The organism is Micromonospora sp. NPDC053740 (assembly GCF_040677775.1).
In the GTDB taxonomy this organism is placed as follows: Bacteria; Actinomycetota; Actinomycetes; order Mycobacteriales; family Micromonosporaceae; genus Micromonospora; species Micromonospora alfalfae.
Window position 1 is genome coordinate 116,123 of the sequence record NZ_JBFASO010000015.1, and the last position, 26,734, is coordinate 142,856.

The window sequence follows — 26,734 nt, forward strand, 5'->3', positions numbered from 1 at the left end:
TTGGGGATCCTCATTGATCTCGCCGCACGCCAAGATCGCGCTCGATCCTGGATGTAGTGGCATCCCCAAACATCGAGGCCACTACATCCTGGTTCGAGCGCGATCTTGGCGTGCGGCGCAACGCAGGGCGGCACGCGGCGCGGGGCGGGGCGCGACGCAGGGCGGCACGCGGGGCGGGGCGGGGCGCGACGCAGGGCGAGGCGCGGCGCGGGGCGCGACGCAGCGCGGGGCGCGACGCAGTGCGGGGCGGCGCGGCCTGCGGAGGTCAGCGGATGACGCGTCCGCGCAGGATCGTGCGGGACGGGGCACGGACGACGCGCAGGTCACTACGGGGGTCTTCGGGGTAGACGGTCAGGTCGGCGAGGCCGCCTTCGACCAGGCCGGCGAAGCCGAGCCACGCTCGGGCGCCCCAGGAGGCGGCGGCGAGTACGTCGATGGGTGCCATGCCGGCCTGTTCGTGCAGCAGGAGCATCTCCTCGGCGGCGAGCCCGTGGTCGATGCCGCCGCCGGCGTCGGTGCCCACGTAGATGGGCACCCCAGCCTCGTACGCGGCGCGCACCACCTCGGGGAAGCCGTCGCGCAGCGCGAGCATGTGGTCGGCGTACCCGGGGAACTTGCCCCGCGCCTGCTCGGCGATGCCCCCGAAGGTGGCGATGTTGATCATCGTGGGGACCAGTGCGGTGCCCTGGCGGGCCATGTCGTCGACCAGGTCGAGGCTGAGCCCGGTGCCGTGCTCCACCGAGTCCACCCCGGCCCGCACCATGATCTCGACGGCCGACTCGGAGAAGGTGTGCACCGCGGCGCGTACCCCGGCGTCGTGCGCCGCCCGCACGGCGGCGGTGAGGGTGTCCGCGTCCCAGGCTGGCGCCAGGTCACCGACGCCCCTGTCGATCCAGTCGCCGACCAGCTTGACCCAGCCGTTGCCGGCCCGCGCCTGCGCGGCCACAGTGGCGGCCACCTCGGTCGCGTCGACCTCCACGCCGATGTCGCGCAGGTAGCGCTTCGGCGGGGCGACGTGCTGGCCCGCGCGGGCCAGTCGCGGCAGGTCCGGCTCGTCGTCGAGTTCGGGGTACGGGTACGGCGAGCCGGCGTCCCGGATCGCCAGCACCCCGGCGTCCCGGTCGACGTGGGCCAGTGCGCGGGCCTGGTCGAGCGAGGTGATCGGGGCGCCACCTCGGGCGATGCCGATGTGGCAGTGCGCGTCGACCAGCCCTGGCAGCACGAAACCACGGTCGACGACGGTCTCCGCGCCGGGCACCGGGGTGAAGGTCACCCGGTCGCCGACCAGCCAGAGATCCCGTACCTCGTCGTCGGGGAGCAGCACGCCGCGCACATGAAGAGCCATGCGCACAGTCCTACCCGATCACTCCGCCCCGGGGGCGAGCAGGTGGGTCATCCGGGTGGTCAGCGCCGGCAGGTCCACGGAGACCTTTCAGGGCTGCTCGGTGACGAACAGGTCCTCGGTGTGGGCGACCTGCTCGTACTCACGGTTGGCAAGGATTACGTCGCCTGCCGTCACCGACACGCGTCAGCGCGGGCCCTTGTCGCCGCCCTTGCCGAGCTTGTTGAAGTCGATCTTCGGGAGCTTGAAGCCGGGCGGAAGGCCCTGGCCGCCGGCGAGGTCGTTGGGGTCCATCCCCGGCGGGAGCTGCGGCATGCCACCCGGGAAGCCGGCGGGCATCCCGGCGCCCGCGCCGGTACGCGGACGACCGCCACCCTTGGTGCCCTTGCGCTTGTTCTTCGGCGACTTGGTCGCCTTGCGGCGGCCACCGCCGGGCAGGCCCATCATGCCGCCCATCTGCTTCATCATCTTCTGCGCGTCGGCGAAGCGGTTGAGCAGCTGGTTGACGTCCATCACGGTGACGCCGGAGCCGTTGGCGATGCGCGCCCGGCGGGAACCGTTGATGATCTTCGGGTTGGTCCGCTCGCCCGGGGTCATCGACCGGATGATCGCGGTGACCCGGTCGAAGTGGCTGTCGTCCAGCTCGGCGAGCTGGTCCTTCATCTGCCCCATGCCGGGCATCATGGCCAGCACGTTGGCGATCGGGCCCATCCGCCGCACCGCGATGAGCTGGTCGAGGAAGTCGTCAAGGGTGAACTGCTCACCGCCCATCAGCTTGGCGGTCATCTTCTCCTTCTGATCGGAGTCGAAGGCCTGCTCGGCCTGCTCGATCAGAGTGAGGACGTCGCCCATGCCGAGGATCCGGCTGGCCATCCGGTCGGGGTGGAAGACATCGAAGTCCTCCAGCTTCTCACCGGTGGAGGCGAACAGGATCGGCTGCCCGGTGACCTCGCGGACCGACAGCGCGGCACCACCGCGGGCGTCGCCGTCGAGCTTGGAGAGCACCACACCGGTGATGCCGACGCCGTCGCGGAACGCCTCGGCGGTGCGGACGGCGTCCTGACCGACCATCGCGTCGATGACGAAGATGACCTCGTCCGGCGAGACGGCGTCGCGGATGTCGGCGGCCTGCTGCATCATCTCGGCGTCGATGCCGAGCCGGCCGGCGGTGTCGACGATGACGATGTCGCGGGCGGCGCGCTTCGCGTGCTCGATCGACGCGCGGGCCACCTGCACCGGGTCACCGGTGCCGTTGCCGGGCTCCGGGGCGTACACCTCGACACCGGCCCGACCACCGAGGACCTGGAGCTGCCCGACGGCGTTGGGGCGCTGGAGGTCGGCGGCGACGAGCAGCGGCTGGTGTCCCTGCCCCTTGAGCCAGCGGGCCAGCTTGCCGGCGAGCGTCGTCTTACCGGAACCCTGGAGGCCGGCCAACATGATCACCGTCGGCGGCTGCTTGGCGAACTGGAGCCGTCGGCCCTCGCCGCCGAGCACCTTGATCAGCTCTTCGTTGACGATCTTGATGATCTGCTGGGCCGGGTTCAGCGCCTGGGAGACCTCGGAACTGCGGGCCCGCTCCTTGACGGCCGCGATGAAGCCCTTGACCACCGGCAGCGCGACGTCCGCCTCCAGCAGCGCGAGGCGGATCTCGCGCGCGGTGGCGTCGATGTCGGCGTCAGTGAGCCGCCCCTTGCCGCGGAGCTTGGTGAAGATCCCGGACAGGCGGTCACTCAAGGTGTCAAACACGCGAACATCCCGTTTGTCAGTGTTCCGGCGGGCACAACGCGGCCGGCACTGCGGAGTCCGGCCACCGCTAGGGTAACCGCCCGGCCGTAGGGCCGCTGTCGCCCGGCCCGGGCCTCACCCCGACACCAACCCCGACTGGTACGCGAACACGACGAGCTGGGCCCGATCCCGGGCTCCCAGCTTGCCCATCGCCCGGCTGACGTGGGTCCGCGCGGTCGCCGGGCTGACCACGAGCTGTGCGGCGATCTCCTCGTTGTTCAGGCCCTCACCGACCAGGCCGACGACCTGACGCTCGCGATCGGTCAGCGCGTCCAGTCGGGGGTGCGGACGAAGCACCCGGGACGGCCTGGTGGCGAACTCCCGCACCACCCGGCGGGTGACCGACGGCGACAGCAGCGCCTCCCCCTCGGCGACGAGCCGGATCGCGCGCAGCAGCTCAGCCGGTCTGGTGTCCTTGGTGAGGAACCCGCTCGCACCGTGCCGCAGCGCGTCGAAGACGTACTCGTCCAGCTCGAAGGTGGTGAGCACCACCACCCGCGTGCCGGTCAGATCGGGGTCGGCGACGATACGGCGGGTCGCCTCGATGCCGTCGATGCCGGGCATCCGGATGTCCATCAGCACCACGTCCGGCCGAACCCGGCGGGCCAACTCGACAGCCCGCAGCCCGTCGGACGCCTCTCCGGCCAGCGCCAGGTCGTCCTCGCTCTCCACCAGCGCACGCAGCCCGAGCCGGACCAGGTCCTGGTCGTCGGCGATCAGCACCCGGATCACGTCGTCGGCTCCACCGGCAGCCCGGCGTACACCCGGAACCCGCCCCCGGCGCGCGGCCCGGTGCTCAACCGCCCGCCGAGCGCCGCGACCCGCTCGCGCATCCCGGCCAGACCGTGGCCACCCTCGTCGTCGGCCGGAGCCGTCCCGGCGCGGTCCGCACCCACCCCCCGGTCGGTGACCTCGACGGTCACCTCGTCGACGCGGTAGTCCACTGTCACCTCCGCGCTCGCCACTCCCGCGTGCCGCAGCACGTTGGTCAACGCCTCCTGCACCACCCGGTACGCGGCCAGGTCGACAGCGGCCGGCACCTCCCGGGGGTCACCGACCACGCGCACCTCGACGGCGAGCCCCGCCCCGGCGAGCCGGTCGCGCAGCGCGGGGAGCCGGGCCAGGCCGGGTACCGGCTCGCGCTCGGCACCCCGCCGCACCGCGCCCAGGGTGACCCGCAGCTCGTCCAACGCCTCGCGGCTGGTCCGGCTGATCGCGGTCAGGGCCACCTCCGCCTGCTCCGGCCGCTTCGGCAGCAGGTGCAGGGCGATCTCCGCCTGCATGCTGATCGCGGCCAACCCGTGCCCCACCACGTCGTGCACCTCCTGCGCGATGCGCAGCCGCTCCTCGTCGGCCTGCCGTCGCGCCTGCTCAACTCGGCTGCGGGCCTGTTCGGCACGGGTACGCGCGGTCGCCTCACGGCTCGCCCGCACCACCACCGCCACCGCGAACGGTACGACCACCCAGGCCGACGCGGGCAGCACTCCCGTCCAACCCGACCCAGGCCCCCGCCCGAAGAAGACGTGCGCCAACAACAGGACGAACGCGCCACCGGTGGCGAGCGCCGCCTGTCGCACCGGCAGCCACACGGCCACTGTGTAGACCGCGACCAGGAACGTGACCAGAATCGGCCCGTACGGGTAGCCGATCAGCAGGTACGTCGAGATGGCCACGGTGACCACGGCGAGGGTGGCGACCGGAACTCGCCGCCGGACCAGCAGGGCGAGCGCGGCGACGGCGATCAGCAGCCGACTGGCGGTGTCCACCGGCCTCGACCCCGGCTGGTTGTCCCCGGCCAGACCCGTGGCGAGCAATCCGAACCCGAGCAGCACCAGGGCGAGCGCGGCATCCGCCGCCACCTCCGGCCACCGCCACCGTCCGCCTCGTCGCATGGCCGTCATTCTGCCCGCGCGGGTGCCGCTCGACGTGCGTCCACGAGCGGCACCGCCCCTACGCCCCCGGACGTACCCGCCACGGGGACGAAACTTCGATCGCACCGCGCTGCCGGCGGGCACCCTCACGAGCCTGATGACTGTGAGGCATCACGATGACTGTGAGGCATCACGCTCGTGGGAGTGACCGGGCTGGCACGAGCGGCCAACGGCCGAGCAGCGCTCGGCCGTTCTCGGTCGTGGGTCAGACGGCGGCGAGGACGGCGGCCTCAAGGCGGGCCCGGGTGGCGTCGTCCGGCCAACCGCCCACCAGATAGAAGGCGTCGACCACGTCGGCGCCGAGGGTGGAGATGCGGGCCGCGCGAACCAGGGCGCCGGCCTCGTCGAGCGCGCAGGCGACCCGGTAGAGCAGCCCGGCGGCGTCGGCGGCGCGCAGTTCCAGCAGTACGGCGTCGGTGGCCGCCTCGCGGTGCCAGACCACTCGTGGCGCCGCGCCTGCGCCACGGCTGGCGAGCGCACGACCGCGCAGCCGTTGGGTGACCGACACGTCGCCGGCGACCGCCCGGCGCAGGTCGGCGCGGAGGGGGACCGGGTCCGGCGGAAGGCCGTAGCGGGGCTGCACCCGGCACTCGACCAGGGCCCGGCCGTCGACGGCGGAGGCGTCCGCGGAGATCACCTCCAGCCGGTGCAGCGCCAGGCAGCCGGCCACCGTGGCGAGCAGACCTCGCCGGTCCGCCGCCGCGACCGACACCCGGTCGCCGGTCAGGTGGACGACCGGCAGTGGCCCGGCCAGCAACTCCGGGTCCGGGGCGGGTGGCTCGGGGAGTACGCCGGTGTCCAGCGCGGTGCGAACCCGGGCGACCAGTTCGGCGACGAGTCGGCCCTTCCAGTCGGACCAGGCCGCCGGGCCGGTCGCCGCCGCGTCGGCGCGGACCAACGCGTGCAGCACGTCGAGGGTGCCGGTATCGCCGACCGCCTCGGCCACCGAGGCGATGGTGACCGGGTCGCTCAGGTCCCGGCGGGTGGCCACGTCGGGCAGCAGCAGGTGCAGCCGGACCAGCTTGCCGATCAGCTCGACCTCCGCGGTGGGCAGACCGATCCTGGTGGCCACCGCCTGGGCAACCGGCACACCGACGGTGCTGTGGTCACCAGGGAGGCCCTTGCCGATGTCGTGCAGGAGAGCGCCGAGGAGCAGCAGGTCGGGGCGCTCCACCTCGCGGGCGTGCCGGCTGGCCTCGTGCGCGGTCTGCACGAGGTGCCGGTCGAGGGTGAAGCGGTGCACCGGGTTGTGCTGGGGCAGGCTGCGCAGCCGGGTCCACTCGGGCAGCCAGCCGTCGACCAGCCCGTACCGGTCGCAGGTCTCCCAGGCCGGCACCAGGCCGGGACCGGCGCCCAGCAGGGTGATCAGCGCGGCCCGGGCCTCGGCCGGCCAGGGAGCCGGCAGGGGCGGGCAGTACGCCGCCAGCCACTCGCAGGTGGCCCGCGCGATGGGGATTCGGGTAGTGGCCGACGCGGCGGCCACCCGCAGCGAGAGGCTCGGGTCGGGGCGCGCCCCGATCGCCGTGCGGGCGAGCACCAACTCGCCGTCGTGTTCGACCACGTCGCGGGCGACCGGGCGGCGGGCCGGGCGGCCGGTGCCGCCGCGGGAGCGGCCGGAGCGCAGCCGGTCGGCAGCCCGGAAGGCGTCGTCCAGGGCGTGGCTGACCGTGCGGGCGTCACCGGCAACCCGACGCAGCAGCGCGTCGCCGTCTTCCACGACGGCTCCCGGCCGCCGCGCGGCGTCAGACGCGCCGGACTGGGGTTGTCGCAGGCCGAGCAGGTTGGCCACTCCGTCGCGCTCCTGGGCGACCAGCCGGTCGACCCGTCGGCCGACCTGCTGGTGCAGCGCGTCGCGGGTGTCCAACAGCCGCAGGTGAGCGGCGCGTACGGCGGGACGCAGCGCGTCGGTGATGCCGGCGGCGGAGATCGCCCGCAGCAGCCCCACGTCGCGCAGACCACCGGCGGCCTCCTTGAGGTCGCCCTCCAGCAGGAACGCCAGTTCACCGTGGGCCTGCCAACGGGCTTCGGTGACCTCGCGCAGGCCGGGCAGGTGCCGGACGGCGGTGCGCCGCCAGTGATCGGCGGCGGTGCGGATCAGCGCGTCGGCCAGCGCCTGGTCCCCCACGATCAACCGGGCGTCGAGCAGCCCGAGGGCGACCTTGACGTCGTCCTGGGCCACCGAGAGCGCCTCGGCGACGGTGCGTACGGAGTGGTCGAGCCGCAGGCCCGCGTCCCAGATCGGGTACCAGACCGAGGCGGCCAACTCGTCGGTGCCGGGCACCCCTGCGTGCAGCAGCACCAGGTCGAGGTCGCTGTACGGAGCACACTGCCGCCGACCCAGTCCCCCGACGGCCAGCAGCGCCACCCCGTCCCGCGCCGGCAGCAACCCACGCAGGAACGAGTCGTAGGCCGCGGCCCGTCCCCGCCGAGCCGCTTCCCCGATCCCCCCGGGAACGCCGACGACCTCGTTGATCAAGAGGTTCGCGTCGCCGTCATCGGCGGGTCCTGACGCGTTCTTCTTGATCAACGAGGTCATGTCGGTAGTGGCCGCGTCAGAGTGCGTCGAGGCCGCGTTCGCCGGTACGTACCCGGACGACCTCTTCGACACCGGTGACCCAGACCTTGCCGTCACCGATCTTGCCCGTGCGGGCCGCTCCGACGATGGCGTCCACCACCTTGTCGACGTCGATCTCGTCGGTGAGCACCTCGACCCGGATCTTGGGCAGGAACTCGACCGTGTACTCGGCACCCCGGTAGACCTCGGTGTGCCCCTTCTGCCGCCCGTACCCCTGAACCTCGCTGACGGTCAGCCCGGCCACCCCGAGGGCGTGCAGGGCCTCCTTCACCGCGTCCAGTTGGTACGGCTTGATGACTGCGGTCACCAGCTTCATGTCCAACCCCTCCATCCCAGGAACGTTAACCGGCGACCTTTTCGCTGACCGGCTCGGCGGGCTCCGCCTCCGGCTTGGCACCACTCGTCGTGCCGCCACCGGGGGTGCCGATGCCGGCCATCGCGAACGCGCTGCCCGTGCCGCCGCCGGCCGGGGACAGGTCGTAGCTGCTCTCGGCGTGCTCGGCGATGTCGATACCCTCGACCTCCGCCTCGCCAGTGACGCGGAAGCCGATCGTCTTCTCGATGACGAAGGCGAGCACCCAGGCGATGCCGAACGACCAGGCGGTGACGATCAGGCCGGCGAGGGCCTGCCGCCCGAGCTGGGTCGCGCCGCCGCCGTAGAAGAGGCCGTCGGAGGCGCCCACCACGTCGGTGATCGCGGCGTTCACCGAATTGGTGGCGAAGAGGCCGAGCCAGAGCGACCCGATCCAACCACCGACGAAGTGCACGCCGACCACGTCGAGCGAGTCGTCGTAGCCGAGCTTGTACTTGAGGCTGACGGCGAGCGCGCACACCGCGCCGGCGACGATGCCGAGCAGCACTGACGCCCACGGTGCGATGAAGCCACAGGCCGGGGTGATGGCGACCAGGCCGGCGACGGCGCCGGACGAGGCACCGACCATCGTCGGCTTCCGGGTCTTGACCCACTCGACAGCGATCCAGCCGAGCACCGCCGCCGCCGTGGCGAGCTGGGTGTTGATGAAGGCGAGTCCGGCGACCGAGTCGACTGTCAGCTCCGAGCCGGCGTTGAACCCGAACCAGCCGAACCACAGCAGACCAGCACCGAGCGCGACAAGCGGGATGTTGTGCGGCTTCATGCCCTCACGCGGCCAACCGAGCCGCTTACCGAGGACCAGGACCACGGCCAGGGCCGCCGCACCGGCGTTGATGTGCACAGCGGTGCCACCGGCGAAGTCCAGTGCGTGGATGTCACCGCCGATGATGCCGCCGCCCCACACCCAGTGGGCGACCGGGAAGTAGACCAGGGTGGCCCAGCCGAAGGCGAACAGCAGCCAGCCGGCGAACTTGGCCCGGTCGGCGATGGCACCGCTGATCAGCGCGACGGTGATCACCGCGAAGACCATCTGGAAGGCCATGAACACGTAGAGCGGGACGCCGATGCCGCTGGGGTTCTCCGCCGTGGCACCCCACAGGTCGGTTTCGGCGAGGAAGGTCTTGGTGCCGAGGTACGCGCCCGGGTCGCCCCAGAAGCCGTTCACGTCGGTCCCGAAGGCGACGCTGAATCCGTAGAACCACCACAGAATAGAGATGAGCCCGATAGCCGAGAAGCTCATCATCATCATGTTGAGTACGCCCTTGGCCCGGTTGAGGCCGCCGTAGAACAGCGCCAGTCCGGGGGTCATGAGCAGCACGAGCGCGGTCGAAACCAGCAGCCACGTGGTATTGGCGCCGTCGATCGTCGGTGCTTCAGGCACGCTGGCCTCCTAAAGGTGAAGTCCTCCTTCGCGGCTTTCCGGGGCAGCGTCGCCCGTAGGCCGGTTGCGCGGAAGCTTCGCGGCCGGCTGTTTCACTTTGGGTCCCGTGCGGGTTTCCGTTTCGTGACGGGTTGTTTCGGACGTGTCACGAACTCCGCACGGTCATCAGCATGGACGATTGTGGATCGACCGGACGGCGATCGTCGATGGCTGACCGGTCAACGCCATCGACCGGTGCGATCGACCGGCCCGGCCGAGCATCGACCGGTCGGCGCTCAGCGGAGGGCGTTCTCCAGGGTGTGCCGCTCGTAGTCGAGCAATCGCAGATCGCGCATCGGTCGACGCAGGTGGCCCTTGTGCACGATCCGGACGAACGCCGGCTCGCCGGCAGCGGCCATCCGCCGGATCCCCTCGACGTGGTCCACGATCCGTTTACGGATGGTCCGGATCAGCCGGTGCCGGTCCCGGGGGATCAGCCCGTACGCGTCGGCGAAGAGCCGGAGGCGGCGCGGCCGGTCCGGGTGCTTCCAGCCCAGCGTGATCGAGTCGCGGTCCGCGAAGATCGGCACCCAGGTCCAGGCCGCGTACGCCACGTCGTAGATCCGCGCTCCGGGCGAGGCGAGGTCGAAGTCGATCAGCCCGAGAGTGCCGTCCGGACGCCAGATCACGTTGTGCGGCGCGGCGTCGTGGTGGCAGATCACCTCGGTGTCCGGTGGTGGGGGCCCGAACGAGCGCCAGACCGCCGCCTGCGGAGGAGTGAAGCCGTACTGCGCGTCGTGGAACATCCGCAGCATGGTGGCGACGGTGACCAGGGCCTCGTCGGTCACCCAGTGCGGGGCGAGCGGATATTCTCCGCACTCCCCCTCCAGGTACGACAGCACCTCACGGTTGCGCTCGTCCATCCCGAGCGCCCGGGGCGCTCCGGTGAACCCCACGTACTCAAGGTGGCGCAGCAGCGCGTGCACGGACGGGGTCCACGGTCCGGCGTTGCGCCGGACCGTGTCACCCACGCGGACAACGGTGCTCACGTTGCCGCCGTGCAGCGGGATCTCCTGCGAAGTCACGTACGGTCTCCCGAGGCGCTGCGAAGGATGGCCAGGGTCACGCCAGCCCGCGTACGCGCGATCGTCAGTGGTCACCCGAGACTACGCGTCCCGGCCGGTGGCCTCGGTCCCCAGCAACGCGTCGACGAACTGCGCCGGGTCGAACGGGGCCAGGTCGTCCTTGCCTTCGCCGAGGCCGACCAGCTTCACGGGGATGCCGAGCTTGCGCTGCACGGCGATCACGATGCCGCCCTTGGCGGTGCCGTCGAGCTTGGTCAGCACCACCCCTGTCACGTTCACCACCTCGGTGAAGACGCGGGCCTGCTCCAGGCCGTTCTGCCCGGTGGTGGCGTCCAGGATGAGCAGTGTCTCGTCGATCGGGCCCTGCTTCTCCACCACGCGCTTGACCTTGCCCAGCTCGTCCATCAGGCCGACCTTGTTCTGCAGGCGGCCGGCGGTGTCGATGAGCACGGTGTCCACGCCGGTGTCGATGCCGCGCTTGACGGCGTCGAACGCGACGCTGGCCGGGTCGGCGGCCTCGGGCCCCCGCACGGTCTCCGCTCCGACGCGCGAGCCCCAGGTCTCCAGTTGGTCGGCCGCGGCGGCCCGGAAGGTGTCCGCCGCGCCGAGCAGCACGCTGCGACCGTCGGCCACCAGCACCCGGGCGATCTTGCCGCAGGTGGTGGTCTTGCCGGCGCCGTTGACGCCGACGACCAGGACCACCGCCGGCACGCCGTCCTTGGGTGCGGTCCGCAACGAGCGGTCCAGGCTCGGGTCGAGCGCGTTGACGAGCTCGGCGGCGAGCAGCGCCCGCAGCTCGGAGGCCGAGCGGGTGCCGAGCACCCGGGTGCGCTCGCGGAGCCGGTCGACGATGTCGCGGGTGGCGTCGACGCCGACGTCGGCGGTGATCAGGCTGTCCTCGATCTCCTCCCAGACGTCCTCGTCGAGGTGATCACGGGCGAGCAGGCCGAGCAGGCTCTTGCCGAACACGTTCTGTGAGCGGGACAGCCGGGAGCGGAGCCGGACCAGCCGCCCGGCGGTCGGCTCGGGGACCTCGACCTGCGGTTCGAGCACCGGCGGCGGCTCGACCAGGACACCGGTGGACAGATCGGACTCCGGTGCCTCGACCGGCGGGCCGGCGAGATCCTCCTCAGCCCTGGTGTCGACCTCGGTGCGTGGCAGCGGGGGCTCGGGCCGCCGCCGCAATCGCGGCACGACCAGCCCGACTGTGCCGGCGATCAGCACACCGAGCAGGACCAGAGCGAGGACGAGATATTCGGCCATGCCGGAATCCTGTCAGATGCCGGCGGCGGCGTCCCAGCCACCGCACCCCGAGCCGTGCCCGGAGTCTCAGCCACCGCACCCCGGCCGGTGCCGGGGACCGGCGGTAGGCTCGGCCGCATGCCCGCCGCACACCTCCTCATCGGCCCACTTCTGCGGCGAGTGGTGGACACCCGGGCGACGATCTGGGTGGAGACGGCGGCGCCCGCCGTGGTCACCGTCCGCACTGCCAGCGGCGCCACCGGCACCGCGCCCACCTTCTCGGCGTACGACCACCACTACGCCCTCGTGGTGGTGGAGGGCCTCGCCCCGGACAGCGAGACCACCTACGAGGTGCTGGTCGACGACGAGATCGTCTGGCCGGTGCCGAGCAGCGGGTTCCCGCCGAGCGTGATCCGCACCCGGGCCGTCGACGATCGGGACCAGCCGGTAAATCTGATCTTCGGCTCGTGTCGCGAGACCACCCAGCACGCCACCACCCGCAAGCTGCCACCGGACGCGTTGGACGCGTACGCCCGGAGGTTGATGGCCGACCCGGAGTCGAACCCGCTGCCGGATCTGCTGGTGCTGCTCGGAGACCAGGTCTACGCCGACGTCACCTCGCCGACAGTGCGCCGGCTGCTGCGTCGACGGCGGCGGCGGCCGAAGGGCGCTCCGGCCGACCAGGTGGTGAGCTTCGACGAGTACACCAAGCTCTACCTGGAGTCCTGGCGCGATCCGGAGATCCGCTGGCTGCTCTCCACAGTCCCCAGCGTGATGATCTTCGACGACCACGAGATCATCGACGACTGGAACACCTCGGCGGCGTGGCGAGCCGAGGTGCGCGAGCAGCCGTGGTGGCAGGAGCGGATCGGCAGTGGGCTCGCCTCCTACTGGGTCTACCAGCACCTGGGCAATCTCTCCCCCGACGAGATCGTCGCCGATCCGGTCTTCGCGAAGGTCGCCGCCGCCGAGGACGCCACCAGCGTGCTGCGCGAGTTCGGCCACCGGGTCGACCAGGAGTCCGACCTGGCGCACGACACCGAGCGTTGGCGCGCGGTGCAGTACCAGTGGAGCTACGCACTGGACCTGGGCCGGACCCGGCTGGTCATGCTGGACAACCGGTGCAGCCGGGTGCTCGAGTCCAACAGCCGGGCGATGCTGCCGCCCGGCGAGTGGGCCTGGTTCCTCGACCAGGCGCACGGGGTCTACGACCACCTGGTGGTGGGCGCCTCGCTGCCCTGGCTGCTGCCGCAGGGCATCCACCACATCGAGGCATGGAACGAGAAACTGGCGGACTCACGCCGGCCGTGGGTGGCGCGCGGGGCGGAGAAGCTGCGTCGCGCCCTGGACCTGGAGCACTGGGCGGCGTTCCGGCGGTCCTTCGAGGGGCTCGCGGAGACGTTCGCCCGCATCGGCACCGGCACGCCGCGGCAGTCCGGCGCGCGGATCGGGGCCGGCCCGGCGTACGCCCCACCGGCGTCGATCAGCGTGCTCTCCGGTGACGTGCACCACTCGTACGTCGCGCAGGCCCGGTTCCCGGACCCGGCGGTTGTCACTCCGGTGCACCAGCTCACCTGTTCGCCGATCCACAACCAGGTGCCGGCGGGCATCCGTCCGTTGATGCGGCTGGGTTGGTCGCCCGGTCCGGCTGGGGCCACCCGGGCGCTGGCCCGTTCGGCGGGCGTACCTCGACCGGGGGTGCGCTGGCGCAAGCTGGCCGGCCCGTACTTCGGTAACGCCGTCGCCACACTGACCCATCACGGACGCGGGGCCGACGTGGTCATCGAGGGCACCACCAAGGATGGGCACCTACGCCCGGTGATGCGGCGTCGGCTCTCCGGCGACGGCGAGCCGGCCGCGCCGTAGTCTCTACGCCGTGGACGAGCACCTGCCGGAGCCGATCCGGGCGGTTGAGCACGAGTTGACCGCTCTGCTGCGTCGTGGCCGGGCGGTCTCCTGGGAGATCGCCCGGGAGGTGCACCCGAACCTGGAGCCGAACACCTACGGGTTGCTGCTCTGGTTGCGGCGTAGCGGGTCGATCCGGTTGACCGAGTTGGCGGCGCGGCTGGGCGTGGGCAAGGGGACGCTGAGCCGTCAGATCAACGCGCTGGAGGTCCTCGGTCTGGTGCACCGCGACCCTGATCCGAGTGACCGGCGGGCCGCGCAGATAGGCCTCACCGACGAGGGGCAGCGCCGGTTCGACGTGGCCCGCGCGGCCCGGCTGGGCGAGTTCCTGCGCGCTCTGGACGGCTGGCCGGAGCGGGACGTCGAGGAGTTCGCCCGGCTGCTCGGCCGGTTCAACGACTCCTGGCAGTAGCCGCCCACTCCGGGCGGCCCCTGGCAGTAGCCGCACAGCGCCGGGGAATAGGGCGCCGTTCCATCAAGTTGTTGCTTCAGGCAACCAAGACATACGGTTGCCTCAGGCAACTCCCAGGCGGCCCGTGCGTACCAGCCCCGCCGTTCCACCTCGACTCCGCTCGGAGGCAACAAACGATGAGCCAGGCGACAGCGCCTCCCCAGGCGACCGCCGTGACCATGACCCACCGGCAGATCCTGGAAGCACTCTCCGGCCTGCTGCTGGGTCTGTTCGTCGCGATCCTCTCCTCCACGGTCATCTCGAACGCGCTGCCGCGGATCATCACCGAACTGCACGGCGGCCAGTCCGCGTACACCTGGGTGGTGACCTCGGCCCTGCTCGCGACCACAGCGACCACCCCCATCTGGGGCAAGATGGCCGACCTGACCAGCAAGAAGACCCTGGTCCAGCTCGCCCTGGGGATCTACGTGCTGGGCTCGGTGCTGGCCGGGCTCGCCCAGGGCACCGGTGAGCTGATCGCCTGCCGGGTGCTCCAGGGCATCGGCGCCGGCGGTCTCACCGCGCTGGCCCAGGTGATCATGGCCACGATGATCGCGCCCCGCGAACGAGGCCGCTACAGCGGCTACCTCGGCGCCGTGATGGCCGTCGGCACCATCGGCGGTCCGCTGATCGGCGGCGTGATCGTGGACACCTCCTGGCTCGGCTGGCGCTGGTGCTTCTACGTCGGCGTGCCGTTCGCCATCCTCGCGCTGATCGTGCTCCAGAAGACCCTGCACCTACCGGTGGTCAAGCGGAAGGCCGAGATCGACTGGTGGGGAGCCACCCTGATCACCGCGGCCGTCTCGGTGCTGCTGATCTGGGTCTCGCTCGCCGGCGACCAGTTCGCCTGGGCCTCCTGGCAGACCGCCGTCATGGTCGTCGGCGCGTTGGTCCTCGGCGCGCTGGCGATCCGGGTCGAGACCCGGGCCGCCGAGCCGATGATCCCGCCGCGGCTGTTCCGCAACCGCACCATCACCCTCGCCGTCGTCGCGAGCATCGCCGTCGGCGTGGGCATGTTCGGCGCGTCGATCTTCCTGGGCCAGTACTTCCAGATCAGCCGCGGTCAGAGCCCGACCATGTCCGGCCTGATGACCCTGCCGATGATCCTCGGCCTTCTGGTCGCGTCCACAGTCATCGGGCGGGTCATCAGCAAGACCGGCCGCTGGAAGCGGTACCTGGTCATCGGCTCGGCGCTGCTCACCATCGGCTTCGCGCTGATGGGCACCCTCCGCGCCGACACCAGCTTCACACTGCTCAGCGTCTACATGCTGCTGATCGGCGTCGGCCTGGGCATGACCATGCAGAACCTGGTCCTCGCCGTGCAGAACACCGTCGGCCCGCACGAACTCGGCGCGGCCAGCTCGGTGGTGGCGTTCTTCCGCAGCCTGGGTGGCGCGATCGGCGTCTCCGCCCTCGGAGCGGTGCTCGCCCACAAGGTCAAGGACTACACCGCCGACGGGCTGGCCCAACTCGGTATCCCCGCCTCCAGCTCTGGCAGCGGCGGCGCCCTGCCCGACGTGCACACCCTGCCCGGCCCGCTGCGGGCGGTGGTGGAGAGCGCGTACGGCCACGGCGCCGGTGACATCTTCCTGGCCGCCGCCCCGTTCGCGCTGATCGCGCTGATCGCGGTGGCCTTCATCAAGGAGGTGCCGCTGCGCCAGCACAACGGCAACCCGGTTTCCGACCAGGTCGAGCGGGAATCGACTCTCGCTGCCGGCGCTGGCGCACCCGTGATCCGTACCGGCGAGCAGAGGTGAGGTAGAACCATGGGCGTGGGAGCACCGGACCGCGAGGAGTACGGTCCCCGAACCCGACCGCTGCCCTTCGAGCGCGGCACGGACGGCCCTCGGGTGATCATGGCGGGTGTCGACGGCACCCGCACCTCCGAGCGGGCCGGCTCCTACGCCGCGGGCCTGGCCCGTCGGCAGAGCGCCGCGCTGGTGGTGGTCTTCGTCAGCTCACCGAGCGGGCTGACCGCCCTGGTGCCCGGCATGGACGCCGGGGCGGTCCAGCGCACCCACGACGAGTTGGCCGACGAACTGCGCCGCGAGTGCCGGCGTGGGGCCGAGCAGTGGGGCATTCCGGTGACCCTGCTGGTGCGGCGCGGCGACGCGTACGGCGAGCTGTGCGCGGCGGCCGACGAGTTCCGGGCCGACATGGTGGTCGTCGGCGCCTCCGAGCAGGCCGGACACCGGCTGGTCGGCTCGGTCGCCACCCGGCTGGTCCGCGCCGGCCGCTGGCCCGTCGTCGTGGTGCCCTGATAACCCGTCGCGCCATGTCCGAGGCGCCGGGCAGGATGCGCGGCATGACCTGGATCGCGCCGGAGATAACCCGGACCCCCGAACCGTACGTCGGCGACGAGCGCACCATGCTCGACGGCTGGCTCGACTACCACCGACAGACACTCCTGCTCAAGTGCGCCGGCCTGACCGGGGAGCAGTTGCGGACGCCGAGCGTGGAACCGTCCGGGCTGACCCTGCTCGGCCTGGTCCGGCACCTGGCCGAGGTGGAGGCCTGGTGGTTCCGGGAGAACTTCGCCGGCGCGCCTGTCGACTACCCGTACTTCACCCCGGAGAACCCGGACGCCGACCACGACGTCAGCGCCGCCGACGCCGAGACCGACTTCGCCATCTTCCACCGCGAGGTGGCGCTGGCCCGCGAGGCCGCCGCCGGTCACTCGCTCGACGAGACGTTCACCGAGGTCGGCGCGAAGAAGCGCACCTTCAACCTGCGCTGGGTGTACGTGCACATGATCGAGGAGTACGCCCGCCACAACGGCCACGCCGACCTGATCCGCGAACGCATCGACGGCGTCACCGGCGAGTAACAAGCGCTCAGTAGTCCAGGGCCGCTCGCAGGTAACGCAGGTCGGCGTGGCCGCCCCAGCGGTGCGCCGACAACCCTGCGGCCCTGGCACCCCGCACCGCCCAGTCCTCGTCGTCGACGCAGAGGACCCGGGCCGGCGGGGTGGCCAGGGCCACGCAGGCGGCCTTGAAGTATTCCGGGGCGGGCTTGTGCACGCCGATCACCGAGGAGTTGACCACCACGTCCAGCTCGCCGACCAGGCCGAGCGCGGCCAGGTCGGCGTCGAGCAGGTCGGTGGCGTTGGTGCCCAGCCCGACCCGGACGCCCGCCGCACGGACCTCCCGGACGAACGCCAGCACCTCCTGGTCGACCTCGCCCCGGTAGCCCTGCCACTGCTCCACCGCGGCGCGGGCCCGTTCCGGGCTGCCCACCGATTCGGTCAGGGCGTCCGCCACGCTGTTCATCCACTCGGCGTGGTTGACCTGGCCGGTGAGCACCGGCTGGAGCCGCCCCCACTGCATGGCGATCTCACCGAGCACACCCTCGGAGAGGCCGTACTCCCGCTCGACAACGGCTGCCACCGCCGGGTCCCACCGACGCAGTACGCCGTCGAAGTCCAGCAGGAGCGCCGTCGCGCGTTCCCGAGCCACTACCCGTTCTCCTCGCCGCGGCCGTGCCGCTGGTCGTCCTCGTCGGCCCGGTTGAGCCGTTGGCTGATCACCTGAGTGACCCCGCTGCGCATTGTCACGCCGTAGAGCGCGTCGGCGATCTCCATCGTCCGCTTCTGGTGCGTGATGACGATCAGCTGACTCTTCTCGCGCAACTGTGCCAGCAACGTGATCAGCCGGCCCAGGTTGACGTCGTCCAGGGCCGCCTCCACCTCGTCCATGATGTAGAACGGGCTGGGCCGGGCACGGAAGATCGCCACCAACATGGCCACCGCGGTCAGCGACCGCTCGCCACCGGAGAGCAGCGACAGCCGCTTGATCTTCTTGCCCGGTGGGCGGGCCTCCACCTCGACGCCGGTGGTGAGCAGGTCGTCCGGTTCGGTGAGGATCAGCCGTCCCTCGCCACCGGGGAAGAGCACTGTGAACACCTGCTCGAACTCCCGGGCGGTGTCCTCGAAGGCGCTGGCGAAGACCTCCAGGATCCGCTCGTCAACGTCCTTGACCACTGTGAGCAGGTCCCGACGGGTGGCCTTGAGGTCCTCCAACTGCTCGGAGAGGAACTTGAAACGCTCCTCCAGCGCGGCGAACTCCTCCAGCGCGAGTGGGTTGACCTTGCCGAGCAGGGCGAGCTCGCGTTCCGCCTTCGCGGCCCGCTTCTCCTGCACCGGCCGCTCGTAGCGCACCGGCTCGGGCACCGGCAGACCGTCACGTTCGGCCGCCGCGACGTCCACCTGGGTCGGCGGAACGGGCTGAGTCGGACCGTACTCGGCGACCAGCGTCTCCACGTCCAGCCCGAAGTCCTCGGCGGCCTTCGCTTCCAACTGCTCGATACGCAGTCGCTGCTCCGCCCGGGCCACCTCGTCGCGGTGCACCTGGCTGGTCAGCCGCTCCAACTCCGCGCCGAGCCGCTTGGCGGCACCGCGTACCTCCTGAAGCTCTGCCTCCCGCGCGGCGCGCTCCAGGGCGACCGCGTCGCGGTGCTCCTCTGCCGTTGCGATCGAGGTGGTCAGCCGGGTCAGCGCCTCCCGGGCGCCACCGGCGACGGACCGGGCGATGCCCGCGCCTCGGGCGCGGGCGGCCCGCCGGGCCGCCGCGCGTTCCCGGGCGGCCCGCTCCGCGGTGGCCTGCCGCGCGAGCGAGTCGGCCCGGCCGGCGATCGAGGAGACCCGCTCCTCGGCGGTACGCACCGCCAGCCGGACCTCCATCTCGTTCTGCCGGGCCTGCGGCACCATGGCCGCCAGTTGATCCCGTTCGTCGGTGGAGGGCTCGGCGTCGACAGGGGTCTCCTCGGCCAGCCGGAGCCGCTCCTCCAGCTCGGCGAGCGCGGCGAGGTCCCGTTGCCGGGCGGCCTCGGCGCGGGAGCGGGAGTCGCCGAGCCGGTCGGTCTCGGCCTTCGCGGAGCGGGCCGCCGCGCCCAGCTCGGCCAACCGGCGAGCCGCGGCGTTGCGGTGGCTCTCCGCCTCGCGTTTCTCGGCGGCGGCGTGCTGCACGGCCTCCTTGGCGGCCGCCACCTCGGCGCGCGCCTCCACCAACTGATCACGCAGCTCCAGGCCAGCGCGTTCGGCGGTGACCCGGTTGGCGCGGGCCTCCTCGACGGCGGCCTGCACCTCGATGTAGCTGGGGGCCTTGGCCGACCCGCCCGCCGCCGCGTACGCCCCGACCACGTCACCGTCCGGGGTGACCGCCCGCAGCTCGGGGTTGCTGGCGACCAGCTCGGCGGCGGCGGCGAGATCGTCGACGAGTGCCACGTCCCGCAGGGCCCGGTGCACCGCTGGACGCAGCTCGGCGCTGCACTCCACGAGGTCGGGCGCCCACCGGGCGTCGTCCGGCAGCTTCGGGCGCAGCGCGTCGGCGGAGCCGGTCATGCCGGGCCCCGCCGGGCTGCCGACCAGCAGGCCGGCCCGGCCGGCGTCGGAGATCTTCAACATCCGCATCGCCTCGACGGCCTCGTCCACCCCGCTGACGGCGACGGCGTCGGCGAGGCCGCCGAGCGCAGCGGCCAGCGCGGCCTCGTGACCGGGCGCGACGGTGAGCAGCCCGGCGAGGCTGCCGAGCAGGCCGGGCACGTCTCCGGCGCGGGAGAGCAGCGCCCCGGCGCCGTCCTTGCGCCGCAGCCCCAGGGCGAGCGCCTCCTCGCGGGCCTTCCAGGTGGCGGCGTCCTTCTCCGCTGCCCGCTCGGCGTCGGACAGCGATCGGACTGTGGCCTGGGCCCGTTCCTGCACGGCGACCGCCTCGGCGTGCCGGGCGTCCAGGTCCGCGTTGTCCCGGTCGGCCTCGGTGGACTGGGCGGCGACCGCGTCCAGGTCGGCCTGCGCCTGCTCGGCGCGGCCCAGCGCGTCGGCGTGCGCTGTCGCGAGGCGTTCGATCTCCTCGCCGGCGCTGGTGGTCCGGGCCCGGGCGGAGTTGACCTGGCCGGTGAGCCGGGCCATTCCCTCGCGCCGGTCGGCGATGGCCTTGGCCGCGGCGACCAGCTCGCGCTCGGCGGCGGCCAACTGCCGCTCCAACTCCTGGCGGTGCTCAACCGCCTCGGCCAGTCGGATCTGGTCGTCGGTGAGCGCGCCGCGCAGCTCCTCCTCCTGCTCGCGGACGCGTTCCGCCTCGGCCTCCAGCTGCTCCGGGTCGCGGCCGGGCCGCTCGTCGTCGCCGGTGGCGCTGAGGTGCCGCAGCCGCTCCCGGGCCAACTGCTCGATCGAGCGGAAGCGTTCCTGGAGGGCGGAGAGCTTGTACCAGGTGTCCTGGGCGGCGGCGAGCAGCGGAGCGTCCTCCGCGAGGGCGGCCTCCAACTCGCCGAGCCGGCCCTGCACCTCGGTGTGCTCACCCTCGATCTGCTCGCGTCGTTCGCGCAGCGCGGTCTCGTCGGCGATCTCCCGGTCGAGGGTGGTCCGCAGGGTGGCCAGGTCGTCGGCGAGCAGCCGCAACCGGGCGTCGCGCAGGTTGGCCTGGATGGCGGCGGCGCGCCGGGCCACCTCAGCCTGCCGGCCCAACGGCTTGAGCTGACGACGCAGCTCGGCCGTGAGGTCGGTCAAGCGATTGAGATTCACCTGCATCGCGTCGAGCTTGCGCAGCGCCTTTTCCTTGCGCTTGCGGTGCTTGAGGACGCCGGCAGCCTCCTCGATGAACGCCCGGCGGTCCTCCGGCTTGGCGTGCAGCATGCCGTCGAGGCGGCCCTGCCCGACGATGATGTGCATCTCCCGGCCGATGCCGGAGTCGGAGAGCAGCTCCTGGATGTCGAGCAACCGGCAGGAGTTGCCGTTGATCTCGTACTCGCTCTCGCCGGAGCGGAACATCCGGCGGGTGATGGAGACCTCGGTGTACTCGATCGGCAGCGCGCCGTCGGTGTTGTCGATGGTGAGGGTGACCTCGGCGCGACCCAGCGGCGCCCGGCCGGCGGTGCCGGCGAAGATGACGTCCTCCATCTTGCCGCCACGGAGGGCCTTGGCGCCCTGCTCGCCGAGGACCCAGGCGATGGCGTCGACGACGTTGGACTTGCCCGAGCCGTTCGGGCCCACCACACAGGTGATCCCGGGCTCCAGCTTCAACGTCGTCGCGGAGGCGAAGGACTTGAACCCCTTCACCGTCAGGCTCTTGAGATACACCTACTCGATCCTCGTCCGGTGGCCGCCGTACCGTCGCCGGCTGCGGGGACCTGGGTGAACTCGCAGACTAACCCGGCGGTGGGAGCGGCCCGGCACGCGACCCGCCCCGCGTCGCGTCGACAGTGGGCGCGCTGCTGTTCGGGAGACCGCGAGAAAGGCAAGCGCCTTTCATGATCGGCTTATCCGCCGACGCGCTTTTCGGTAACTGTGCAGCGCGCTTCCCGCACGATCAGCAACAAGATCATGAATGGTCGGCGTCGAAAAGGTCCCGGACAGTGTTGCGCGCCGGCACAGAGGTGTCGGCGCGCATTTTTGCGATGGTGCGATTCAGTTTTTACGACCTGAAGATCAGGTCAGCGCCGGCTCGGCCAGACGGAGCAGATCGTCCGCCTCCGCCGCAGCCGCCGCGAGCCGATCATTGTCGGCACGCAGACGCGTGATCTCGAACTCCAGTGCCTGAACCCTGGCACGCAGTCGGGTGACCTCGTCGAGCAGACGCCGGTCGGGCGCTGCACCTACGTGGCCGTAGAGGGCCTTCGCCATGCTGACTCCTTGATATGCGCTGCCGGAAAGGCCGGCCAACGCGCGCCCATTTGTACGCGGCTGTCATTCCAGGCTGTATCTGGGCATGACCGGGCGCGACTGGCGACACCTATATATTGAGCCGCAAACCCCTCCTTCGTCAAGTTCTCGCAGGCCGTAGATCATCTCCACGTCGACCTGTCCACTTGTCGGGGGGGCTGCCGCAAGGCACGGACACTCTCTGTCCGGACGCCTTTACTGTACGCCCGGATCTGCGGAAGTCCGCACCCTGGTGCCCGACTTCCCCTTAACTCTTTCTTAGCCACGTTGCCGCAGGTCGTAGGCGCGCCGTAGCGTCACCCCGGCCCGCAACCGACCCCTGGAGGCATAGGCGTGTACGGCTGGACCGATCCGATGGACCCCAACGGCGCCCCCCGGCGCGCCGGAGGGCCGACCGACGAGCCGGCCTGGCTGCACGACCGCCCGGAGCCCCGCTCGGCCTACCTCTTCGGCGACGAGCCCGGTCAGCCGGGCGACGAGCGGCACCGGGAGCAGCCCACCGACGGCCGGCAACCGGACCCGGCGATCCCCGCCGAGGCGGCCGACGCCCGCACCGCCGCCTGGGCGGCCTACCAGCCGGAGGGCGAGACCGACGGCTGGGACGACAGCTACCCGGCCCAGGACAGTGGCCGGCGCGCCGAAGCGCCCGGCGGTTGGCACACCGACACCGACCCGGAGACCACCGACGGCTGGCGCGGCGCCGCCGAGACCGGCCGGCCCGGCGAGGGACGACACCGCTCACCACGCCGCTGGCGCCGGCCGCTGATGATCGGGGGCGCCGCCGCGGCCGCCACCCTCGTGGTGAGCTTCGGCGTCGGCGCACTCACCCTGCCCGGCGGTGACGACGGGGCCGCCCAGCCGACGGCCGTCGACGATACCTACGCCACGTCGGCCGCGCCGACCGGAGAACCGGCGCTGGACACCCTCGCCGCACCCTCCCCGTCGACCATCCCCAGCCCGGCGTCCCCCAGCCCAGCGCCAACCAAGGTCGTCAAGCCCACGCCGGCGACGTCGCGGACCACCGCCGCGTCGCGCCGCAGCGTCGAGCGCAGCACCGCGCCGAGCAACACCGGCAGCTCCACCGCTTCCAGCGGCTCCAGCGGCTCCGTCAGCGCTCAGGCCCGCGAGGTGGTGGACCTGGTCAACGCCGAGCGGGCCAAGGCCGGCTGCAAGGCGCTGAGCATCGACGACAAGCTGATGACGGCCGCCCAGCGGCACAGCCAGGACCAGGCCGACCACCAGAACATGTCGCACACCGGCAGCGACGGCAGCAACGCCGGCACCCGACTGGACCGGGTCGGCTACACCTGGCGCACGTACGGCGAGAACGTGGCCTGGAACCAGAAGACCCCGGCTGCGGTGATGGACGCCTGGATGAACAGCTCCGGCCACCGGGCCAACATCCTGAACTGCGCGTTCACCGAGATCGGCGTCGGCATCGCCAACAGCAACGGACCGTACTGGACGCAGGTCTTCGCGGCGCCGCGCTGACCGCGCGTCGTTCCCGCCCCCGCGCTCGTTGACCCGATGAGGTACGTCGGGCCGCAGCGTGGGGGCCGCGTACCGGTGCGGGCGGCGACCGGCCGTCCGGGACCCGGGAGCTGCCGATGCGGATCCGGCCGCGGCGACGCGTCGCCGTACGCCCACTGCGCCGCGTCCTGTCCGCCAGCGTCGCACTCGTGCTCGTGGTGCCGGCGTACGGTTGCCGGCCAGTGCTGACCCCGCCCGGCGCGCCCACCGCGTGGCCGGCGACGCAGGCCCGGCACTGGCAGTGGCAGTGGCAGCTCAGCGGCCCGCTCGACCCGGCGGTGGACGCCCACGTCTTCCTCCTCGACCCGGTGACCACCACCGCCGCGCAGACCGCCGAACTGCGCTCCCGGGACCGCCGGTTGATCTGCCAGGTGAACGTGGGATCGGTCCGCTCCGACGACCCGGACGCCAGCCGGTTTCCGGAGGTCGTCCGGAGTGCGGCCGGGCGTCGACCCGACAGCCGGTGGCTGGACGTCCGGAGTTGGGACGCGCTCCGGCCGGTTCTGGCCGACCGGTTCCGGCTCTGCCGGGGCAAGGGCTTCGGCGCGGTCGCGCTCTTCGACGCCGACGGGTACGCGGCGCGCACCGGCTTTGCGCTCGACTTCGACGACCAACTGCTGTTCAACCGCCGGCTGGCCGAGCTGGCCCGCTCGCTGAGTCTCTCCCCGGGGCTGGTCAACGACGTGGCACAGCTCGCCGCGCTGGCCCCGGACTTCGACTTCGCGGTCAACGAGGAGTGTGTCCGGCTGGCCCAGTGCGCCAAACTGCTGCCGTTCAGCGACGCCGGCAAGCCGGTCTTCCACGTCGAGTACACCGGCTCGACCGACGACTTCTGTGTCACCACCGTCGGCTACGGCTTCGCGTCGATCCGCAAGGACCGCACCCTGGACGCCTCCCGCGAACCCTGCCCCCTCCCCTAACCCCTCCCCTAACTCCGTCCCCGCCCCGCCCCGCCCCGCGATCTTGCACTTTCGGTCGCTGGTTTGCCGGGTTGGCCCGGTTTTGTCGCGACAAGAACTGCAAGATCGGCGGGGCTGGGCTGGGTGAGGCAGAGCCGGGCTGGGCTGGGTGAGGCAGAGCGGGGCTGGGCGGGGTGAGGGCTGGGCGGGGTTACGGGACTGGGACCAGCTCCGGGGCGGGGGCGGGCGGGTCGGTGGGCATGGGGGCCGGGCGGGGGCGCAGGAAGCGCGGGGCCCACCAGTTGGCGTCGCCGAGCATCGTCATCAACGCCGGCAGCACCACTCCCCGGATGATCGTGGCGTCCAGGAGGATCGCCGCCGCCAGACCGATGCCGAGCTGCTTCATGTCGATCGTGCTCAGCGTGGCGAAGATCGAGAAGACCCCGACCATCACGATCGCCGCGCTGGTCACCACCCCGGCCGACGAGGTGATCCCGTACGACACGGCGTCGCGGTTGGGCAGGCCGGACCGGACGCCCTCGCGGATCCGACTGACCACGAAGACGTGGTAGTCCATCGAGAGGCCGAAGAGCACCACGAACAGGAACAGCGGCAGCCAGGACACGATCGCGCCCATCGACGTGAAGCCGAGCAGTCCCTGCGCCCACTCGCCCTGGAAGATCAGCACCAGCAGGCCGTACGCGGCGCCGGCGGAGAGCAGGTTCAGCGCGATCGAGCTTGCCGCGATCACCACCGACCGGAAGGTGAACGTCATGACCAGGAAGGTCAGCACCAGCACGAAGCCCATGACCAGCGGCAGCTTGTCCCGGACGTGCTGGGCGTAGTCCTCACTGTCGGCGACGCTCCCGCCCACCGCGTACTCGATGCCGGGGATGCCCCGCAGCTCGACGGGGACCAGGTCCCCGCGCAGCTTCTCCAACGACTGCACCGACCGGTCGTCCCGACTGGCGTACGGGGTGGGGACGTCCAGCACCGAGACCCGCCGGTCGGCCGACACCTCGATCTTCGGGCCGTCCGCCTCGGCCGGGGCGAACAGCGGGTCGCCGGCCGCCCGGGTGGACAGGTCGGTGAGGGCGGCGCGTACCTGGTCGGCCTGGTCGGCGGGTGCCCGGACGGCCACCACGTGATTGGTGCCGGCGCTCGGGAAGGCGGCGGTGAGCCTGTCGTACGCCTGCATCGCCGGAGTCGTGCGAGGCAGGTCCTCCATGCCGGGGAACTTCAGCTTCATGCCGAGCGCCGGCGCGGCCAGGGCGAGCAGCAGCCCGACCGAGATGACGAGCGTCGCCACCGGTGCGCGCAGCGCGGGCCGGAGCACCGCCGGCCACAGCCGGGGCGCGCGGGGCTCGCCGTGCCGGCCGGTACGCGGCGCGGTGAGCCGCCAGAGCAGCGGCACCCGGGGCCGGTCGACCCAACGGCCGAGCCGGGCCAGCAGGGCGGGCAGGACGGTCAGTGAACCGGTCACCGCGACGGCGACCACGAGGATCGAGCCGATGGCGAGGGACGAGAAGACCACGTCGCCGGCGAGCAGCAGCCCGGCCATCGAGATGATCACCGCGAAGCCGGAGACCACCACCGCGTGCCCGGAGGTCTCCGCGGCGATCTCCACCGCGTCCAGACCGGACCGGCCCTTGGCGCGTTCCTCCCGCTCCCGACGGATGTAGAACAGCGAGTAGTCCACGCCGACCGCCATGCCGATCAGCAGGATCACCGGTGCCGTGGTGTCGGTGGCCGGCACCAGGTGCGAGGCGAGAGTGGACAGACCCATCGCGGCGGCCACCGAGGAGAGTGCCAGCAGCACCGGCACGCTTGCCGCGATCAGCGCGCCGAACGCGATGATCAGGATCGCCAGGGTGACCGGCAGGCTGAGCAGCTCGGCCCGCTTGAAGTCCTTGCCCAGGGTGTCGTCGAGGGCCTGGCCGATCGACGGCCCGCCGACCTGCTCGACCCGCAGCCCGGGATACGCGTCCTGCACGCTGGCGGTGGCGTCGCGCAACGGCTGCACCCGATCCGAGGCCGTCTCCGGGTCACCCGACATGGTGATCGGCAGCAGCAACGCCGAGCCGTCCCGCGCGGTGACCGGCTGGCCCACCCCGGCCACCCCGGCGACCGTACGCAGCCGGGCCGCCGCGTCGTCGGCCGCCGACTTCGCCGCCGCCTGGTCCAACGCGCCGCCACGGGAGGTGATCAGGACGTTGTCCACGGCCGGGTCGTCGAAGTCACCGGCGTCCACGATGAGGCTGGCCCGCCCCGCCTCGCCGATCGCCTGGTCGCCGCTGGTGGCCTCGTTGAGTCCGGCGGCGTTGCCGCCCACGAAGCACACCGCCACGAACACGGCCCACAGTGCGATCGCCCGCCACGGATGCTCGGCACTCCACCGCGCCAGCCGCACTGTCACCGGTCTTCTCCCCATCTCGGGTCCCCCTGTCACGTCAGCCCCCTGTCAACTGTGCTGACGTTAGGTGCGTGACGAGGCGGTCACATCGGGGATCGACCCGGGCCCACCCTGGAACCACCGGACCGGGCACGGGGGTGCGTTCGCCGGGGGTCGGACCCCGATCCGGACGTACACCGGGGTCCACCCCGC

At 72.0% G+C, this 26,734-nt stretch carries 20 protein-coding genes; 7 read left to right on the forward strand and 13 right to left on the reverse strand.

Annotated elements, in window-relative coordinates:
• Nucleotides 1-265 precede the first annotated feature (265 nt).
• From AB0K35_RS31810 to ftsY, 9 genes are all read right to left on the reverse strand, one after another.
• Nucleotides 266-1,345 carry an amidohydrolase family protein gene (locus AB0K35_RS31810; RefSeq protein ID WP_363890108.1) on the reverse strand — a complete coding sequence of 360 codons (1,080 nt, stop codon included), beginning with the start codon at nucleotides 1,343-1,345 and terminating at the stop codon, nucleotides 266-268.
• A 183-nt stretch (nucleotides 1,346-1,528) separates the two neighbouring features.
• Complete coding sequence (gene ffh, locus AB0K35_RS31815; RefSeq protein WP_363890110.1) at nucleotides 1,529-3,088, reverse strand: signal recognition particle protein; 1,560 nt, start codon at nucleotides 3,086-3,088, stop codon at nucleotides 1,529-1,531.
• 114 nt (nucleotides 3,089-3,202) lie between these two features.
• Nucleotides 3,203-3,859, reverse strand: coding sequence for a response regulator transcription factor (locus tag AB0K35_RS31820; RefSeq protein WP_363890113.1), 657 nt, complete (start codon nucleotides 3,857-3,859; stop codon nucleotides 3,203-3,205).
• Nucleotides 3,856-5,019, reverse strand: coding sequence for a sensor histidine kinase (locus AB0K35_RS31825; protein ID WP_363890116.1), 1,164 nt, complete (start codon nucleotides 5,017-5,019; stop codon nucleotides 3,856-3,858). Before AB0K35_RS31825 ends, AB0K35_RS31820 begins: the two co-directional genes overlap by 4 nt.
• 244 nt (nucleotides 5,020-5,263) lie before the next feature.
• Nucleotides 5,264-7,594, reverse strand: a complete 2,331-nt coding sequence (locus AB0K35_RS31830; RefSeq protein ID WP_238671568.1) for a [protein-PII] uridylyltransferase — start codon at nucleotides 7,592-7,594, stop codon at nucleotides 5,264-5,266.
• A gap of 16 nt (nucleotides 7,595-7,610) precedes the next feature.
• Entirely contained in the window at nucleotides 7,611-7,949 is a 339-nt protein-coding gene (locus AB0K35_RS31835; protein WP_172862163.1) for a P-II family nitrogen regulator, read from the reverse strand.
• Between the two features lie 25 nt (nucleotides 7,950-7,974).
• On the reverse strand, nucleotides 7,975-9,387 hold the full coding sequence (locus tag AB0K35_RS31840; protein ID WP_238671569.1) for an ammonium transporter: 1,413 nt from the start codon (nucleotides 9,385-9,387) through the stop codon (nucleotides 7,975-7,977).
• A 275-nt stretch (nucleotides 9,388-9,662) separates the two neighbouring features.
• Nucleotides 9,663-10,526 (reverse strand): aminoglycoside phosphotransferase family protein, encoded by an 864-nt coding sequence (locus tag AB0K35_RS31845; protein ID WP_181518597.1) that lies wholly within the window; start codon nucleotides 10,524-10,526, stop codon nucleotides 9,663-9,665.
• Between the two features lie 6 nt (nucleotides 10,527-10,532).
• Nucleotides 10,533-11,714, reverse strand: coding sequence for a signal recognition particle-docking protein FtsY (gene ftsY, locus AB0K35_RS31850; protein WP_112603473.1), 1,182 nt, complete (start codon nucleotides 11,712-11,714; stop codon nucleotides 10,533-10,535).
• A 117-nt stretch (nucleotides 11,715-11,831) separates the two neighbouring features.
• Here ftsY and AB0K35_RS31855 point away from each other — a divergent pair, with 117 nt between their 5' ends.
• From AB0K35_RS31855 to AB0K35_RS31875, 5 genes are all read left to right on the forward strand, one after another.
• On the forward strand, nucleotides 11,832-13,559 hold the full coding sequence (locus AB0K35_RS31855; protein WP_238671570.1) for an alkaline phosphatase D family protein: 1,728 nt from the start codon (nucleotides 11,832-11,834) through the stop codon (nucleotides 13,557-13,559).
• 10 nt (nucleotides 13,560-13,569) lie between these two features.
• A complete protein-coding gene (locus AB0K35_RS31860; protein WP_238671571.1) occupies nucleotides 13,570-14,010 on the forward strand; it encodes a MarR family transcriptional regulator in 441 nt (146 codons plus the stop codon).
• Nucleotides 14,011-14,186: 176 nt separating this feature from the next.
• Nucleotides 14,187-15,806, forward strand: coding sequence for an MDR family MFS transporter (locus AB0K35_RS31865; protein WP_363890142.1), 1,620 nt, complete (start codon nucleotides 14,187-14,189; stop codon nucleotides 15,804-15,806).
• Between the two features lie 9 nt (nucleotides 15,807-15,815).
• Complete coding sequence (locus tag AB0K35_RS31870) at nucleotides 15,816-16,310, forward strand: universal stress protein (protein ID WP_238671573.1); 495 nt, start codon at nucleotides 15,816-15,818, stop codon at nucleotides 16,308-16,310.
• Nucleotides 16,311-16,354: 44 nt separating this feature from the next.
• Nucleotides 16,355-16,876: a DinB family protein gene (locus AB0K35_RS31875; RefSeq protein WP_357362713.1), complete on the forward strand. Its 522-nt coding sequence runs from the start codon at nucleotides 16,355-16,357 to the stop codon at nucleotides 16,874-16,876.
• Between the two features lie 7 nt (nucleotides 16,877-16,883).
• Here the strand turns inward: AB0K35_RS31875 and AB0K35_RS31880 are convergent, their stop codons facing one another.
• The 3 genes from AB0K35_RS31880 to AB0K35_RS31890 all read right to left on the reverse strand — a co-directional run bounded on the left by AB0K35_RS31880 (nucleotide 16,884) and on the right by AB0K35_RS31890 (nucleotide 21,661).
• Complete coding sequence (locus AB0K35_RS31880; RefSeq protein ID WP_238671575.1) at nucleotides 16,884-17,504, reverse strand: HAD-IA family hydrolase; 621 nt, start codon at nucleotides 17,502-17,504, stop codon at nucleotides 16,884-16,886.
• Nucleotides 17,504-21,118, reverse strand: coding sequence for a chromosome segregation protein SMC (gene smc / locus AB0K35_RS31885; RefSeq protein WP_238671576.1), 3,615 nt, complete (start codon nucleotides 21,116-21,118; stop codon nucleotides 17,504-17,506). The genes AB0K35_RS31880 and smc overlap by 1 nt, the downstream gene beginning before the upstream one ends.
• 348 nt (nucleotides 21,119-21,466) lie before the next feature.
• Nucleotides 21,467-21,661 carry a hypothetical protein gene (locus tag AB0K35_RS31890; RefSeq protein ID WP_007456482.1) on the reverse strand — a complete coding sequence of 65 codons (195 nt, stop codon included), beginning with the start codon at nucleotides 21,659-21,661 and terminating at the stop codon, nucleotides 21,467-21,469.
• Between the two features lie 372 nt (nucleotides 21,662-22,033).
• Here AB0K35_RS31890 and AB0K35_RS31895 point away from each other — a divergent pair, with 372 nt between their 5' ends.
• Both AB0K35_RS31895 and AB0K35_RS31900 read left to right on the forward strand, forming a co-directional pair.
• Nucleotides 22,034-23,191, forward strand: coding sequence for a CAP domain-containing protein (locus AB0K35_RS31895; protein WP_363890150.1), 1,158 nt, complete (start codon nucleotides 22,034-22,036; stop codon nucleotides 23,189-23,191).
• Between the two features lie 116 nt (nucleotides 23,192-23,307).
• Complete coding sequence (locus AB0K35_RS31900) at nucleotides 23,308-24,150, forward strand: endo alpha-1,4 polygalactosaminidase (RefSeq protein WP_363890152.1); 843 nt, start codon at nucleotides 23,308-23,310, stop codon at nucleotides 24,148-24,150.
• A gap of 190 nt (nucleotides 24,151-24,340) precedes the next feature.
• Here AB0K35_RS31900 and AB0K35_RS31905 read toward each other — a convergent pair whose 3' ends face one another.
• On the reverse strand, nucleotides 24,341-26,560 hold the full coding sequence (locus AB0K35_RS31905; RefSeq protein WP_363890154.1) for an MMPL family transporter: 2,220 nt from the start codon (nucleotides 26,558-26,560) through the stop codon (nucleotides 24,341-24,343).
• Between the last annotated feature and the right edge of the window lie 174 nt (nucleotides 26,561-26,734).